The following is a 15,513-nucleotide window of genomic DNA, read 5'->3' on the forward strand; positions in this document are numbered from 1 at the left end:
GATCGCCTCGGTTCACCGCCTGCGCAACCCGGGCAAGCATTATTCAAACTCCTCGCCGAGATCAAATGGTGGCTGCCGGTAGTTTCAACGCTTATCTCAATCTCACTACTCACCAAGTACCTCTGGGTAATCCATCACCCCGAGTTGATCCTGAGTTCGTTAGGGAACCCTTCGAACCTCGTCGCCTGGTTATTCTTCAGCCTGCTGATACTCGCGTCGCTGCTGCTCATCGTATCGGTGCCGTCTTTGGTCTTCACGTTGAGCATGTCTGTATGCACCGTTGACAGAGAGCTGGAAAAGAGGCTCGCCTTACGCTTTGGCCTCATCGTAGGCGGGGGCTACCTACTGCTATCGCTCAACCTGCTGGGGGCCCTCTTTGATCACACTATGGCCCCAGGCTACTTCTTCCCTATCGTCGTAGTAGCTGCCGCTTGTGCCTTGATTGTTCTGCTTCGCCGCGATGCGCCCCTGCACAACAAAGTACTGGAGCTGCCGCCTGGTCCCCGCAAACCCTTGCATCGCAAACTCTATTACACAGCCCTCGTTGGCTGGCTAGGTACGCTGCTAGCGTTTACTTCGGTGAGTGGAGTCATGCCCGCCCAGCTAGCCATCATGACGTGGCGAGGCGGAGAGAGCGACGAAGAGGCATTCGGGGGTATCGCTCTCTGCTTATTGATAATGTGCCTCTACCTAGCGCCAGTCCTCGTCTTTTATTTGACAAACGGCAATGCGATACAGCGCACCGGCCGAGCCGCACTAGTGCTGCTCGGGTGCATCTTCGTCAACGCCATGCTGTTGCCGGCCCTCTTGGACCTGTGGGTCTATTCCGCCGCCAATCTGATCAAAATCAGGGACAATATCGAGCTTAGCTATGTGTTGAATGAAAAGGATTATCCGAAGGAGGTATTCAGTAGCGCCCCGTGGCAACTGGAGAGCTACGAGGGGCCGAATGGTTTGTACAGCGTCAGGGCGTTTCGTCAGTTCCGCTTCGGCGATACGTTATTGATCTGTCCCGCTAGCTACCGAAATATCGCTTTGAAAGAGATCGACAGCTACGCACATCGCTGTATTGCGTTGTCCGAGGCCAAGGTGCATGTAGCCGCTCCTGTATTAAGTAAGGATGCCGCGACGGTAGCCAAGCCGAATTGATCCTGCCCCCATGCCTACTCACGTTCCGGTGTTGATTGAATACCGGAACGCAAAATATAAATCTATCCCCTTTTATCGCGCTTACTTGATAGAGTTGGCCACGATTCGTTTTTGGGGCAGACCTCAAAATGCACCGTCCATGGGAATCCAGACCACGCAGCGTTCCAAATGGTATTCCAAGCAAGCTCACCAAAAAATTATTTACGCGCCAAAACAGATAGATACCGACTGGTTTCAGATTACCCCGGCCCACCAAATGATCAAAAAAAGACGTCCACGGACGTCTTTTTTTGTGCCAGAGGTTTGGCAAATACAAGGATTAGCGCCCATTGAGGGCTGTTGGTATCTCACGGAAGAGCGACAACCGGCCTTCCCGATTCCGGCCGTTAGCAGACGAAATCGAACGTCCGGGATATCCCCCTGCCCTGCACCGATGGGCCGCATCGCGTTGTTTAAAAACCGCCGTTTAACCGATCCCACAAATCTTTCCTGAAAGCTACAGCACCTTGCGCCCTTGCCTACGGGTACGTGAGAATCCGCCGGCTTGTGCGCTTTTCAGACGGGTTCTATCGTTTTCCGGTCGCTGCGAAGTAGCGATCGGGTTTGGTAGCCCGGCTGACTTTTGTGCATAGCATCACCTGATCCAGGCACTTGCTTGTGTCTTTAATGGTGGCCATGCGCAGGGCGCTTTCGAGCGCGCCGGGTTTCCAAGTCACCGGTCTACCAACCCGCGTATGGCTGCCACCCTCGTTTGGTAGCGAGAGTGATGGCTCCTCGTTTCTGATTTGGAGTTTCACCTATGCCCAAGCCAACACCGAACCCGCCAAACACCGATACATCCTCTTCGCACGAAGATCCCCGTCTGACGACCATCGGCCTCACATCCTTTCATTACTGCCACAATCAACCGCTGTTCCGGGTCAACCGCGGCGTGCCCCTCGCAGATGCCTTGGAGCAAGCGTCGGATTTGCTCTACCTGGTCAAGTCATTGACCGTCGATGCCGCTTACTCCAAGGGCAGCGACCGTCACGCCTGGGCGGCACATCATTTGACGTCGATGAGCAAGGTAGTGGTCGATGATGTGCAGAAGGTGCTCAGCAGATGGCCACCGATGAAAGCTGGCGGCTAACAGTCAAACGCGACACAAAAAAGACGTCCCCTCGGACGTCTTTTTTTGTCCTGAAATTCGGGTACCGATGGGCCGCATCGCGTTGTTTAAAAACCGCCGTTTAACCGATCCCACAAATCTTTCCTGAAAGCTACAACACCTTGCGTCGCTGCCTACAGGTACGTGAGAATCCGCCGACTTGAGCGTTTTTGGGGTGGGTTTTATCGTTTTCCGGTCGCTGACCAAAACAGTGATCGGGGTTTGGTAGACCCTCCGCATCGACGCATAGCGTCACCGTTGTTCAACCCTCTTGCGGGTTGCGTTTTATGGTGGCCATGCGCAGGGCTCCTCCGGGGGCGCCGGTTCCGATGCCCGGTCTACCAACCTTCGTATGGCCGCCACCTTCCGTTTGGTAGCGAGTGGGTGATAGCCCCTTCGAATCGCATCGGAGTTCCATCTATGCCCAAGCCAACGCCGAACCCACCAAATACCGATACCTCCTCTTCGTACGAAGATCTTCGCCTGACGACCATCGGCCTCACGTCCTTTCACTACTGCAACAATCAACCGCTGTTCAGGGTCAACCGCGGCGTGTCCCTCGCAGATGCCTTGGAGCAAGCGTCGGATTTGCTCTACCTGGTCAAGTCATTGACCGTCGATGCCGCTTACTCCAAGGGCAACGACCGCCACGCATGGGCAGCCCATCATGTAGTGTCGATGAGCAAGGCAGTGGTCGATGATGTGCAGAAGGTGCTCAGCAGATGGCCACCGATGAACACCGACGGCTAGCAGTCGCACGCGACATCAAAAAAGACGTCCACGGACGTCTTTTCCTGCTCACGCCGCTTGGGGAAAGTTTGCGACCGATTCTGAATGCGCTGATCGAATGGGGCACACATCACGCCACGGAGCTGGACGAGGTTCATCGGCTGCTGCCCTGCGAAGCCGTCGTTCGGGATCGCCGTAACTGACGCCCTAAACCCTGTAGGAGCGAGCTTGCTCGCTCCTACAGTTTTTTCGGGATCAATCAGCGCGACAGCATGAAGGTGTCGTACTCCAGGTCTTCCAGCGCCGTGGACAACCGGTGCAGCCCCAGCAACACGCAGATCAGCAACGACAAGGTGAAGCCATAGCCGAAGAAGCTCGGGCCCAGGTGCATGCTGAGCAGCGTCAGGGTGGCGTTCAACACCGCAAACAGCACGCATAACTCCAGCACCACTTTGCGCTTGTCCAGGTAGAAGAACACGTTGAGCAGCGCCATGAACACCACCTGGATGCTCACACCGATCAGGTCGATGTAGAACAGCGGCAGGTAGTAACTGGAGATCCCCAGCCACTCCAGCAGACGTGGTGCGAACAGATACAACAGCACCACGGTCAGCCCTTGTACTTTGCAGATTTCCAGCAGGCCCTGGCGGATCGACAGGGTCATCTCGGTTTTCAGCGAGTTGATGTGCTGCAGGGTTTCACCTTCGCGGATCGCCCGGAACAGACGGTCGTACCACTCGGCGAAATCGGTCTCGATGCGCACCAGGAACACCGCCATGCCGGGAATGATCGCCAGGTACGCGAGGAAGATAGGCAAGTCATACAGGATCGATGCACGCAGCGGACCGATGACGTTGTTCGAGGTGCCTGGGTTGAACCAGAACAGGAACTTGTCGATCCAGATGCCGAAGTTGTAGAAAAACCCGGTCACCAGCAGGCTCATGAACACCTGACGACGCTGGAGGAAGTCGAAGGCGATCAGCTTCTCGGCGCGGTACTCACGCAGGATGTCGTAGAGAAACAGGAACAGCAGCGAGCTGTGCCCGATCAGCAAAGCCAGCAACAGCCCCGGGATCTGCAGGAACGCCAGTTGCCAGGCACTGATCACCATCAGCGTATAGCCCACCAGCATGGTCAGCAGAATGCGGTTATAGGCCTTCATCCCCGACAGGAAGATGATCACCATCCACAGGTTGCACAGCACCACGAAGTTCGCCAGCACCAGCAAGCGATAGATCAACGGCTGATCGAACAGCGTGCTCAGGATGACGATACCCAGCACGCCAGCGCTGATGGTGACCATCAGCAACACGCCCAACAGGTTGGGCAGGATCTGCTCGTACTTGTGTTCGAACAGGCGGTCGGAAACGAAGCGGGTGAAGAACAGCTGCAGGCCGCCGGTGAGAATCAGCGAGGTGGCCATCAGGTAGGTCACCGTCACCAGGAACTGACCCACCAGCGTATTGGGGATTACCAGCCCCAGACTGATGATACCCACCAGCATCACGCTGATGATCGACAGCACCCAGGGACCGGAGCTGATCAGCCCGGCGTACACATAAGCGTGCAAGGTCGCGGTGTAGGAATCGCGCGACAGGATCTTGCGGAGTTCGAAGCCAATCCCGGCCATTTAACTGTTCTCCATGGCGGCTTGATACAAATCGCGGTAGCGCTGCAGCATCAAGGCTTCGGTGTAGTAACGGGTGACCCGTTGCAGGCCGCTGGCCTGAGCGGCTTCCCAGCGTTGCGGGTTGCGCAGCAGTTCGAGGATGGCGGTACTGGTGGCTTGCGGATCGGCGATCGCCACGACCTTGCCGGCCAGGCCCAGGTCACGGTCTTCGGCGCTGCCGCCTTCGATCAGCTCGCGGCACGAGCCCACGTCGCTGCTGACCACCGGCGTACCGGCGGCCCAGGCTTCGAGGATCACCAACGGTTGCGCCTCGCTGATCGAGGTCAGCACCATCAGCCCCAGTTGCGGCAGGATTTCCTGAATGCGCTGGAAGCCAAGGAAATGCACCTTGCCCTCCAGCCCCAGGCTGGCCATCAGGCTGCGGCACTCGCTGACGTACTCTGGGTCTTCCTCTTCCGGACCGACAATCCAGCCTTCGGCATCGGGCATGGCGCTGATCACACCGCGCATGGCCCGCAGGAAGGTTTTCACGTCCTTGATCGGCACCACGCGCCCGATCAGCCCGACCACCGGTGCAATCCCCGGTTTGCGGGATTCGAGCGCCGCGGTCCACTGCGGCAGGTTGATGCCGTTAGGGATGACCCGCGTGCGAACCGGATCGGCGCCGTCCTTGATCTGTCGCTGACGGTTACCGTCATAGAGGGAAATGATGCTGTCGGCGCTGTTGTAGGTCAGCTGACCGATACGCTCGAAGAAGCGCACCCACAAGGTACGGATGTAACCGGAGCCTGAATCGAGGCTGCGATTCAGCGCCTCGCCGGAGCTCTCGGCGATCCAGCTGGCCTGTGCCAGGTCGATCTTGCGCTCCTTGGTGTAGATACCGTGCTCGCTCAGCAGATAGGTGCACTTCCAACGCTGCTTGAGGATGCAGCCCAGGAGCCCTGCGTAACCGGTGGAAATCGAATGCAGCACCCGCGCCCGCGGCATCTTGCGTGACGCTTCGGCGAGCATCAGCATCGGCGACTGCATCGAGCGCAGGGTCCAGAAATAGTTGATGAACGACGGGTCCGCGCAGTGCAGGCGATAGCCTTCGCTCAACGCTTCCCAACTGGCGCGGCTGCGCAGCACGTCGTCCAGGGTCATGCGGCCTTGAGCGATGCAGTCGAGCATTCTTTCACCCAGGGCCGGCTCCGGCGCGTCCGGGTGATGCAGGAAGCGATACAGGTCCTGCTGTTGCTGCAGATCGGCTTCCCGTGGGTTACCCAGATTAGCGGGCGAATGGGTCGCATCCTCGAGAAAGACTTCTTCGATGTGCAGCACGTTCGACGGCACTTCATAGCGACGCTCGCCATAGGCCACGCGTTGCCCGCCGATGAACATCACCGAGAAGGTCAATTCCGGCAGGCCCAGGATCATCTGGTGAATCCAGCTCGACACACCGCCACGCACGTAAGGCCAGGTGCCTTCGAGCAGCAGGCAGATGTCGGCCATCGGCGCCTCTTCCTTTTGACTCATGTCCAGCTCCTCACCAGATCAGCGAAGGGAGGTCGCTGACGGGTTTTTTCGGGAAGGCTGGCCAGCAACCCCGGGATTTCATGGTAATGACCGGATTCGAAGGCAAGCTCGGCGTGGAACGGCAGAATCTGCGCCGCGTCCATGCCGTCTTCCTGGGCCTTGGTCAGCAGCACTTCAGCGCGTTGAACATCGCCGCGCTCCAGAGCGATACGCCCGGCCAGCAGGAACAGCTCACCGCCCTCGCCCGCTTTCAAACCTTCTTCGGCATGCTCGTTGGCCTGATTGAGCACGTGCTCCAGCACGCTGCCCTGCGCCAGGCCCAGATAAGCCAGTTCCCAGTACCAGCGCGCCAGGGTGCCGTGCAACTTGCCGGCGGCCTTGGTGGTAGCGCCATTGAGTTGGCCGAGGGCAATCTGGATGCGCAGGTTGATGTCGCTTTCCTGCTTGTCGAGCATCGAGTAGGCGAGCAGTCGTACGTCGTCGCTCGGGTCGCCCAGCGCCAGCTTGAGGATCGGCACCGCTTCCTTGCCGGGCATGCGCTTGGTGGCCAGCAATGCGGCCAGGCGCTGATCCGGATCGGGGGCATGGCGCAGCACGTCCTGCAAACCGCCATCGGCGAAGATCGGCGAGCGGGTTTGCAGTTGCGCCCGATAAGGCAGGTCCGGAATGCCGACCGATTGCCACGCCTGCTTGTCGCGTTTACGCGGCAGGTACAGCGCCGGGAAGATCGCCGCGACCACACCCACGGTACCCAGAACCGGCACGAAGAACGCCAGGCTGAAAATGAACAGCGGACTCCACGGCAGCGGCGAACGGTAACGCGCCGGCAACAGCAGCCAGACCGCCGCGCACAGCATCACGCACGCCAGACCATGGCTGAGGGTGAACACCCACAACTGATGCACATCGGGCATGCCGGACCACAGGGTGGTCCAACTGCCCGCCTCTAACAACAGGGCTCCGCTAAACAGCCACTTGCTGATCATTCAGTCCACACTCGTTGAACAGGAAGTTACGCAGCCCGTTGGGTTCACCAGGCTCCAGATTGAAGGGCATGACGCGCACACCCAGACTGTCCATGCTGCTTTCAATACCGAAGTGCTCGTGCAGCATCAGGTTGATCCGCGCCAGGTAACCTTCGGTGCCCTGCGGACTGGTCAACGGCAGCAGTACCAGCAACAGTTGATGGTCACGGTTGTTACGCAGCGGCAAGTGCAAGTCCAGACCGCGCTGGCTGCGTTCGAGCAAGCGCGTCAGTTCTTCATTGGGGCGGGTCATTTCGAAGGCGAACAGGCCGGCCGACAACTTGTGTTTCTCGACGTCGACCACCGAGCGCTTGAGTTGCAGCGTGAAGTGCTGCGCCTCGGAATCCTGCAGGTGCAGCACCTTGGTGTCGCGCTGCAGCAGGTCGGCGATGTGCCCGGCCAGCAGCGCCAGCAGGCTCAAGGTACGTTCCTGGAAGGCGAAAAACGGCATCTGCCGCACAGCCAGTACCGCCAGCAGACGGCCTTCGGCATCGATCAACGGAATGCAGGCCTGAAGCGAGGAGAATTTCCCCACGTTACCGGCTTCGAGCAGTTCCTGGCGCACACTCACCAGCTCGCCACGCTCGAGACACAGTTTGACCAGACCATCGTCGACATCCAGAGCACCCATGACGCCAATGGTCGCCAGTGGCGCAGGCTGCACCCGCGCACCGTTTGCGTCCACGCGATAGAGGCCGGCCACTCGCAGGGAACCATACTGGCCCAGTACCGCGGTGATCGGGTCGGCCAATGCCGCCAGCGCATCGTTTTCGTCCGGCATCACCCGCAGTTTCTCGCGCAGGCCCAGCAACGAACTGCGCAGACTCTGGTCGCTGCCCGCCACACGCTGTTCCAGCAGATCGTGGGAGACCCGCAGAATCTGGTGCGAACGGGTGAATTCATCGAGACGATACTGACGGTAGTCGTTGGCCATTTGCAGGCGCTCCAGACGTCGCTCCCACAGGTCGCGAACCTCACCGACCAGCATCCCGCAAACCAGCATGCCTACGATCCACGACGGCTCGAGCTCCGTGTAACCGGCATGACCGGTGTAGCGCAGGACGAACACTGCCAGCACCAGAATCGCGCCGCTGAACAGGCCGCGAACAAATCCGTAACGCACACCCAACAGCAGCGGCGCCAGGATCGGCCAAGGAAAACCACCGTGCATCTGCAACGGGTCTTCCGGGGTCAACCACAGGCCGAGGAGGATGGCCAGGCCGGTCACCAAAAGCGTTTCCAGCCAAGACACCGGGCCACTGGCGCGAGGCGCCAGGCTGTAATCCATGTGTGGAGAATTCATCGCGATCACTCGAACCGAAGGGCGCCAACAAGTTTGTCGAGCACAGTCTGCGCGGTGCCCGCCAGGCTTTCACGGGACCAGCCGGCACGTGCGCCGCTCTTGCTCCACAGCACCTGACCGTTGCTGGCATCGAGTACGCGCAGGCTGATGCCTACCGCTGGCTCACCGTCCAGACCGTTCTTGTACTGCCACTCTTCAACGCTGCCGGAGACCACGTAGTCGAGCTTCTGCTGACGAGCCCAGTCGAGAGCGCCGGACAGACGCTCGTTGTCGTCCATCAACGCCTGCTCGCCCTGAGTGCTGGCCGGGTACACCCGAGGTTTTAGACCGTGGCTGCTGAGTACGCTGATCAGGATCTGCTCGCTGCGCTCACCCGCTTGTGGGGTTTGCGAATAGTTGACCATCGGCACCACACCCCATTGCGCGTTGCGTGGCAGGTTCGGGCTTGCTTCATCGGTGAAGCTTGCACAACCGGCAACAAACAGGACGGTCAGTGCCAGGCTCAGATTACGAATTGTTTGCATACGTCGTTCTCCCGTAAAAATTCTTTGATCAGCGTCCAAAGCGCACGCCGTAGCTCACACCCATTGTTCCACCGGACTTGCCGTCCCCGCCTTGTGGCGCGGATTGGTAGCCGAAGGTCAGGGCCAGTTCGTCATCACCCAGCACTTCAAAACCGATCCCGGTATTGATGCCGTAGTTGAAGGTTTGATCCGTCCATTGCCAGCCCGCCGTCAAATCCACCAGCCAGGTGTATTGCGGATGGGTGCGTACCAGATCCCCAGGCAAGCCACGACGCCAGGTGCTGCCGAAATACAGCTGGCCATAGCGGCTTTGCAACAGGTCACTGGCTTGTACGGTCGGGATGTCCGCCGGGTCGATCGGCTCGACGACACCATCCTCGTCAACGAACGGTTCCGGTGGTGCCGCGGAGATGACCGGGCCGCCAAAGTTGCTGGACAAGTAATTGAGCGTGCGGTCCTTGACCTTGTTTTTCTGGTAATCGACGCCGCTGCGCACGGACCAGTTGGGACCTGCGAATTCCAGGATGTGGTTGAGCTCCATTTTCAGCGCATGACCGTCACCCAGATCGTCGCCGGCCCGAGTGGAGAACTTGCGCTGGGCAACTTCCCAGCTGAACTGATCGCGACCGGTCAGGTTGTGACGGCCGCCCAGATACACACGGTCCTGCTGGCCGAAAGCGCGCATCAGGCCGCTGTCTTCGTTCTTGCGATGCCAGTCCAGACCTGTCTCCAGTTCATTGCTCACACCCAGCTGCCAGGTCCGCGACAGGCCAATGCCATTGCGGTCGTCGTCGCTACGCTGGCTGGTGTCGAGGAACAGCTTGTAGCTGCCGTTCTCGACGCCGTGCTGCAAGGTCAGCGCGGCATTGTGCTCTGTGCCGATTTCCGAAGACTTGATGTCATCGCCACTGTAGTCGCCCTGCTCAACCTGGAGATCGGCGTACAGCTTGTCGCCCAGGTTGTGCGCAATCTCCAGACGAGGCCCTTTGAACTCGACACCGCCGAAGTTCTGGTCCTGCCACGATATTTGCGCGCCTTGCGGCGTACGCTCGTGGATCTCCACAGCCTGACGGCGCAGCTGTTCGCGTACCTCTTCAGGCTGATCGTCACCCAATGCCGACAGACTGGTATCGAGGGCTTCGTTCAAGCGACCCAGGCGGTTGAGCGCCTGAGCCCGTTGCGCCGGGTTCAGATCGCTGCTGGCCAACAGGGCTTCGACCTGCGACTTGTTGCGGCTGCGCAGGGCTTCCTGGATCTGCTCGTAGCGCTCGACCTTCAAGCCCTGGCTACGTGCCCATGCCAGCCATTCATCCTTTTGCGATTCCGAATTGGTTGCGTCCAGACGCGCCAACAGGCGTTGGAACCACAACTGAAGCATGGCGGGCGAGCCGTCCTTCCACTTCAGCAATTCCTGCTGCGCCTTCTTCGGCGAATAGCTGCTGGTCATCAGACGAAGCCAGACCGCATAGCGTTGCGACGACGGCTTGATGTCCTCGCCTTCCGGGCTGCGCAACAGCTTCAGGCGCAAGCGCTGGGCGGCATCTTCATAGCCGGCGTTTTCCAGCGCATCGGCATAGGCCGCACGTACCAGCCAGTCGTTCGGACTGGTCTTGAGGTACATGCGATACCAGGCGAGTGCTTCAGCATCGCGCCCCAGCAGCTGGCTGGCACTGGCGAACGGCAGCCACAACAAACGGTCCTGACGCGCAATGTCGCGCCATTGGGTCATCAGCGGCTTGAGTTTCGCGGTGTTGGCCTGATCGACGTAGAACCACACCAGTTGCTCACGGAACAGGTTGTCATTCGGGTAGCGTGCCAGCCCCTCCTGATACAGACGCTCGGCCTCTTCGGCATTGCCCTGCTTGGCCGCCAACGCACCACGCATCGCCAGCACCTGGGCCTGGTCATAGGCATCCGGATATTGCTCGGCGTCCTTGAGCAGCGACACCACCAGCGTCCAGTCGTCCAGCTCCTGAGCCTGCTGCAGCGCTTCGACCAGACGCTGCGGATCGCGGGTACGCTCCCAGCTGCCGATGGTCAGCGTCAAGGCGCGTTTCGGGTCGCGCGTGCGGTACATCGCGATCAGCTGGCTCTCGTCGCCACTGGTCAACTTGCCATTGATCGAGAGCAATTTTTCCAGGGAAACCCGCAAATCCTCATCGCGCTCCAGATCCCAGGCCAGGGATGCGCGGGTGTGCCAGTAATTCTCGTCCTCGATGGTCGGATCATCGTCCTGCACCACCTTCCACGCGGACTCGTTATCGAACAGTTTGAAGTAGGTGTTGGCCCAGTCGACCTGCTCGGTGGTATTGAGCTTGAAGCGCTTGGCATAGCTCTCATAGACCTTGGCCTTGGTCTCGAACTGCCCGGTGTTTTCCAGGTTCTGCAACAGACGCGTCCACGCCAGGCGATGCGACGGGTATTTGCGCAGATATTTGTGGAACCAGGCTTCAGCCTCTTGCGGCGTGCCGCGCGATTCATGGCCGTAGTTCAGCGCGTCGATTTCGATATCGGTCAGCGCACGCTGATCCATGATCTCTTCGAGCAAAGGAATCGAACGATCGAAGTCAAACTGCTGACTCGCCAGACGCCATGCGTGCTCGCGCAGCTTCGGGTCTTCGCGCAGCCGCAGCAGGCTGATCCAGTAGGTCAGCGCGGCTTCGTTATCGCCACGCCATTCACCCAAATGGGCCATTTGCTCAAGCAACGCCTGATCTTCAGGGTGATCGATAACCAGTTGCTGACCGGTTTCCCAGGCGCCCGCAAGGTCGCCGATGGCCAGGCGAACATGGAAAGCCTTCAACGGGATCTGCGGGTTCTCCGGCTGCAGGACCTGCCACTGCGCGAGCACTCGCTGCGCCAGATCAAAGCGCTTGTTCGCGACCGCGACATCGACGCCTTGCTCCAGCCAGGCAACATCGGTCTGTGGATTGGTCAGCTGCGGCAATTCGTCGGCCAGCACCTGCGCCGCCTGTTCGCCACGACCGGCGGACAACAGGCTGTCGAAAGCCAGTTTCGAGAATTCGCGACGCTCAGTGGCGTCCTTGGCTTCTCTTTTGAGCTGCTGGTAGATGTCCGCTGCATGGCCCGGCTGCTCGCCTGCCATGAACCAGTGGGCGGCGGACTTCAGCGATTCGGTACGCAGCTTCGGCTCACGGTCGGCAATTTCCTCGTAGACGCCGGCGGCGAAAGCCGGGGCCTGCAATTCCAGCGCGAGCTTGGCCAGGGTTTGCAATTGCGGCGTTGGCAACTTTCGATGATCGAAGGTTTTGAACCGCTCGACCAATGCCTGCTGTGCAATCAGATCGTTGCTGGTTTCGGCAACCAGTGCGTCAATCTGCAGACGATAAAAAGCCTGCATATCCGCCGTCGGATTGGGCCAGGCCTCAAGATGCCGCCGGGCCTTTTCGTACTCGCCCAGACGAATCAGCAGATCGATCAGCTGCATGCGCAGGTGATCATCGTCCGGGTGAGCCGCCAGCAGCAGTTCGGCATAGTTGGCCGAGACAGCGTCCGGTTCACGACCATCGGGCTGGAATACTTCTTCACGCTGGAAGGTCGCCCACAGCAGACCTCCCACGGCAACCGCGACCACCGCCAGAGCCCATGGATTGAGCAGACGACTGTTTTTAGTTGCAGAGGAGTTGACCATTACTCACCTGCTTCATTGGTAATTGAAAAGTCCACAGCCCGGCAGACGACTTGCCTGCAAAACGCTGCCCATCCACTTCAACCCGGCAAGCGCTTGCCGAGCGTACCGAGAACGTCAGATCGAACTGCCCGGCAAACGAAAAACTCACGCGTTGATCATCCAGGTACTTCCAGTCCACCAAGGGCAGATTGGCGTCCTCCAGCGCCGGCCGGGTGTCCCGATCCGGGCGCAGGACCAGCAACGCACGGTCGCTGCTCAGGGCCACATAGCGGCCTTGCGGAATATCGCGAACACCGGCCACACCCTGCGAACGCAGCAGATCCGGCCAACCCATTTGCGGGTCCAGGCGCACGGTGCGCAATGCATCCATGCCGCGAATCTGCCAGTTGCCATCGGCGGTTCGTGCAACGCTGGCCTGATACAAGCCGTGCATCCGGTCGATGTAATCACTCATCCACAGCGAGATCGGCTTCTGCTCGCGCATGAAGCTGTAGATATCGTGCATGGCCTTGATCGAGGCTTGTTTGGTGCTCGAGTAGAAGTGGTAGTAAAGGTGCAGGCCGCGCAGGCGGCGTGGGCTGTCAGTCAGTTCGAAGGTTTCGATCAACTCGCGAAAGCCGTAGTACGGGCCATGCCACAGGTTGGTGTAGAGGTTCTCGTTGATGATCGGCGCGTAGTACTGCAAGCCGCCTTCGGTGGGACGCAACAGCGGGTTCAGACCGGTCAGCGAAGGATCGGCCTTAGTCATCATCGTTTCGGCGCCATTGACGTTTTTCAGTCCCGCGTCGTAGGCAATCTTCAGGGTCGACGCGCCAGGCAGGGCGTCACCTGGCCAGAACACCATCTTCACCGGCTTTTCCGGGGTGGTGAGCTGCTGGTTGATGTAGTCGCGCGAGCCGACCACCTCGCGATAGAAGTCGATTTTGTCGTAGCCCGGAATGACCATGTTCATGCCGTATTCAGGCTTGAAATTTTCGCGCTTCCTGGTCTTTTCCGGCTGCATGAAAAACGGGTGGCTAAAGGTGTGGGTGGCCACTTCAACCTTGGGGTTTGCAAAAATCTCGCGAGCGATGGGCTCAAGCTCACGGGCCAGATGCGGGAACTTGCCGTGCGGCGAAATCTCGCCTTCGATGATCGATACCGACGTCAGGAAAGGGTTGGGCTTGATGTAGTCGTCCAGCGTGTGACGACCAGCGTAGGGAGTGCCACGCACTTCGGCACGGGATGGAAAACCGTCGCCATCGATGTGCACGGTCGCGATGCGACGGCCGTTTTCGGTGGTGACGTCCGGGCGTGGCTGCTCAGGCAGGCGCAGGCTGGCCTTGAGGAAGGCGAACGGATCGAGAATCCAGCGACTGCGCTCGTTGTTCACTTCAAGAAGGTAAGGCGCCAATGCCAGTCCGCCCCAATCGCCAATGACGACCGGGTCGTAGGTTTCGCCAGCTTCGTTTTTCAGCGACAGCGCGGATGTCGGCCCCTTGGGCAATACCGAAACAGCGGTCAGGTCGCGGGATCGGGGCTGCACCGGTGCTTCAAAAGCGCCAACCAGCGCTTTGTCTTGATGAGTGACGGTCAGGGTTTGCGTACCCGGCGGAGCTTCACGTGTCAGGCCCATGCGCTTGAGCAGAACCCGGTCTTCGATCGGCAGACCGGAGAAGAACACCACGGGTACGTGCTCGTCCAGTCGCGCAACGACGAAGCGATTGAAAGCCGCCGCGTCCTGCGGCGAGCCGCTGGTCATCCAGGTGATGACCCCGGCATACAGGCCACTGAAGCCATACTTCGGCATGGAGCTGTTGGCCGGGATGTAATCGACGCGATAACCCAGGTATTCGAGCAGACCGCCGAGATAGGTATGACCGGCGTTATCCGCCAGCTCACCTTCGCGTGGGTCGTAAACCAGGGCCACGCGACGCGGCTGGATTTCGATGTTGCTGATGCCCATCGAGTTCAGGTCAGGGGTGCTGATAAAAGGAATGAAGCCTTCATCACGCAGACGCTTGGCCAGCTTGCGCGCTTCTTCACGACGCTCCGGTGGCAGGTAGTCGATGGCCACTAGCGGAATGCCTTTGGCACGCAACGGCTGCAACTGACCCAGCAGCCATTGGCGATCGGCTTCCGGCACTGGACGATAGCGCTTGGCGGCCGGATCCCAACCGGCGTACAGCGACTCGAATCCTACGGCAGCCGCCACCCCATCGAGCTCGGGCAATACCTCAAAGCCGCGGTTGAAGAACAACTTCAGTTTTGGCTGCTGCTTGTGCAGTTCACGCAGGAAACTGGCAAGGCCGGCACGCTGGGCTTCCTGCGTTGCCTTGGGCAGCAGGGTGAAGCTGTCGAGGGTATCGAGAAACAGGCCGCCATAACCCTGGGCTTGCAATTGCTTGGCACGGCCGAGCAAGTGTTCACGCCAGGCGGGAGCCGTCAGGTCCATGATCTGGCTGTTCCACGAGTCATTACGCATCGGGGAAACGGCTTTGGTCAGGCCGGCTTTAGCGATCTCGGCCTTGGAGCCGTCGAACTCGCCCACGGACAGGTAAGCGAACGGCTCACTGCCCATCGTGCGCAGGCTTTTGACATCAGCCGTGGTCATGTGCCCCGGCTCCACGACGGCCCATTCGAACTGCGCCAATTCAGCCAATGGCGGCTCATCGGCATACCAGAAGGTAACGCTGGAGGGCGACGGAAGTGCAGCGGCCTGCACGGCAGGCCCGCTCACGCACAAAGCCAGAGCGGCTAACAGTCGTTTGGCGACCGAGCGGACACGCGTCCTGCGAAAAACGATTTCCATAACTCACTCTTGAATTGTATGAACCAATATCACTGCACCCGAAGCAGT

Annotated in this window: 12 protein-coding genes; 5 read left to right on the top strand and 7 right to left on the bottom strand. The window is 59.6% G+C overall.

What is annotated here, in order from left to right; genetic code table 11:
* From HNO86_RS24445 to HNO86_RS24465, 5 genes are all read left to right on the top strand, one after another.
* On the top strand, window positions 1-1,149 hold a 1,149-nt coding region (locus HNO86_RS24445; protein ID WP_175379491.1), incomplete at its 5' end, for a hypothetical protein.
* Between the two features lie 10 nt (window positions 1,150-1,159).
* Window positions 1,160-1,642 carry a hypothetical protein gene (locus HNO86_RS24450; RefSeq protein ID WP_175379492.1) on the top strand — a complete coding sequence of 161 codons (483 nt, stop codon included), beginning with the start codon at window positions 1,160-1,162 and terminating at the stop codon, window positions 1,640-1,642.
* 306 nt (window positions 1,643-1,948) lie between these two features.
* Complete coding sequence (locus HNO86_RS24455; protein ID WP_175379493.1) at window positions 1,949-2,278, top strand: DUF3077 domain-containing protein; 330 nt, start codon at window positions 1,949-1,951, stop codon at window positions 2,276-2,278.
* A 438-nt stretch (window positions 2,279-2,716) separates the two neighbouring features.
* On the top strand, window positions 2,717-3,046 hold the full coding sequence (locus tag HNO86_RS24460) for a DUF3077 domain-containing protein (protein ID WP_175379494.1): 330 nt from the start codon (window positions 2,717-2,719) through the stop codon (window positions 3,044-3,046).
* Complete coding sequence (locus tag HNO86_RS24465; RefSeq protein ID WP_218583533.1) at window positions 3,019-3,228, top strand: hypothetical protein; 210 nt, start codon at window positions 3,019-3,021, stop codon at window positions 3,226-3,228. Before HNO86_RS24460 ends, HNO86_RS24465 begins: the two co-directional genes overlap by 28 nt.
* A gap of 56 nt (window positions 3,229-3,284) precedes the next feature.
* On the opposite strand, the gene pelG is transcribed toward HNO86_RS24465, so the two are convergent.
* Genes pelG through HNO86_RS24500 form a run of 7 tightly spaced genes read right to left on the bottom strand, consistent with a single transcriptional unit; the run spans window position 3,285 to window position 15,465 of the window.
* Window positions 3,285-4,655, bottom strand: a complete 1,371-nt coding sequence (pelG, locus tag HNO86_RS24470) for an exopolysaccharide Pel transporter PelG (protein ID WP_175379495.1) — start codon at window positions 4,653-4,655, stop codon at window positions 3,285-3,287.
* Complete coding sequence (gene pelF / locus HNO86_RS24475) at window positions 4,656-6,170, bottom strand: GT4 family glycosyltransferase PelF (protein WP_175379496.1); 1,515 nt, start codon at window positions 6,168-6,170, stop codon at window positions 4,656-4,658.
* Entirely contained in the window at window positions 6,167-7,156 is a 990-nt protein-coding gene (locus tag HNO86_RS24480) for a HEAT repeat domain-containing protein (protein ID WP_175379497.1), read from the bottom strand. The genes pelF and HNO86_RS24480 overlap by 4 nt, the downstream gene beginning before the upstream one ends.
* On the bottom strand, window positions 7,134-8,498 hold the full coding sequence (locus HNO86_RS24485; RefSeq protein ID WP_256672746.1) for a PelD GGDEF domain-containing protein: 1,365 nt from the start codon (window positions 8,496-8,498) through the stop codon (window positions 7,134-7,136). Before HNO86_RS24485 ends, HNO86_RS24480 begins: the two co-directional genes overlap by 23 nt.
* 5 nt (window positions 8,499-8,503) lie before the next feature.
* Window positions 8,504-9,022, bottom strand: coding sequence for a penicillin-binding protein activator LpoB (locus HNO86_RS24490; RefSeq protein WP_175379498.1), 519 nt, complete (start codon window positions 9,020-9,022; stop codon window positions 8,504-8,506).
* 28 nt (window positions 9,023-9,050) lie between these two features.
* Window positions 9,051-12,674: a tetratricopeptide repeat protein gene (locus HNO86_RS24495; protein ID WP_175379499.1), complete on the bottom strand. Its 3,624-nt coding sequence runs from the start codon at window positions 12,672-12,674 to the stop codon at window positions 9,051-9,053.
* The gene (locus HNO86_RS24500; RefSeq protein ID WP_175379500.1) at window positions 12,652-15,465 is read right to left on the bottom strand and encodes a bifunctional glycoside hydrolase 114/ polysaccharide deacetylase family protein; all 2,814 of its coding nucleotides are present in this window, start codon (window positions 15,463-15,465) and stop codon (window positions 12,652-12,654) included. The genes HNO86_RS24495 and HNO86_RS24500 overlap by 23 nt, the downstream gene beginning before the upstream one ends.
* Between the last annotated feature and the right edge of the window lie 48 nt (window positions 15,466-15,513).

Origin of the sequence: Pseudomonas sp. C1C7 (assembly GCF_013359595.1) — a bacterium.
GTDB lineage: Bacteria > Pseudomonadota > Gammaproteobacteria > Pseudomonadales > Pseudomonadaceae > Aquipseudomonas.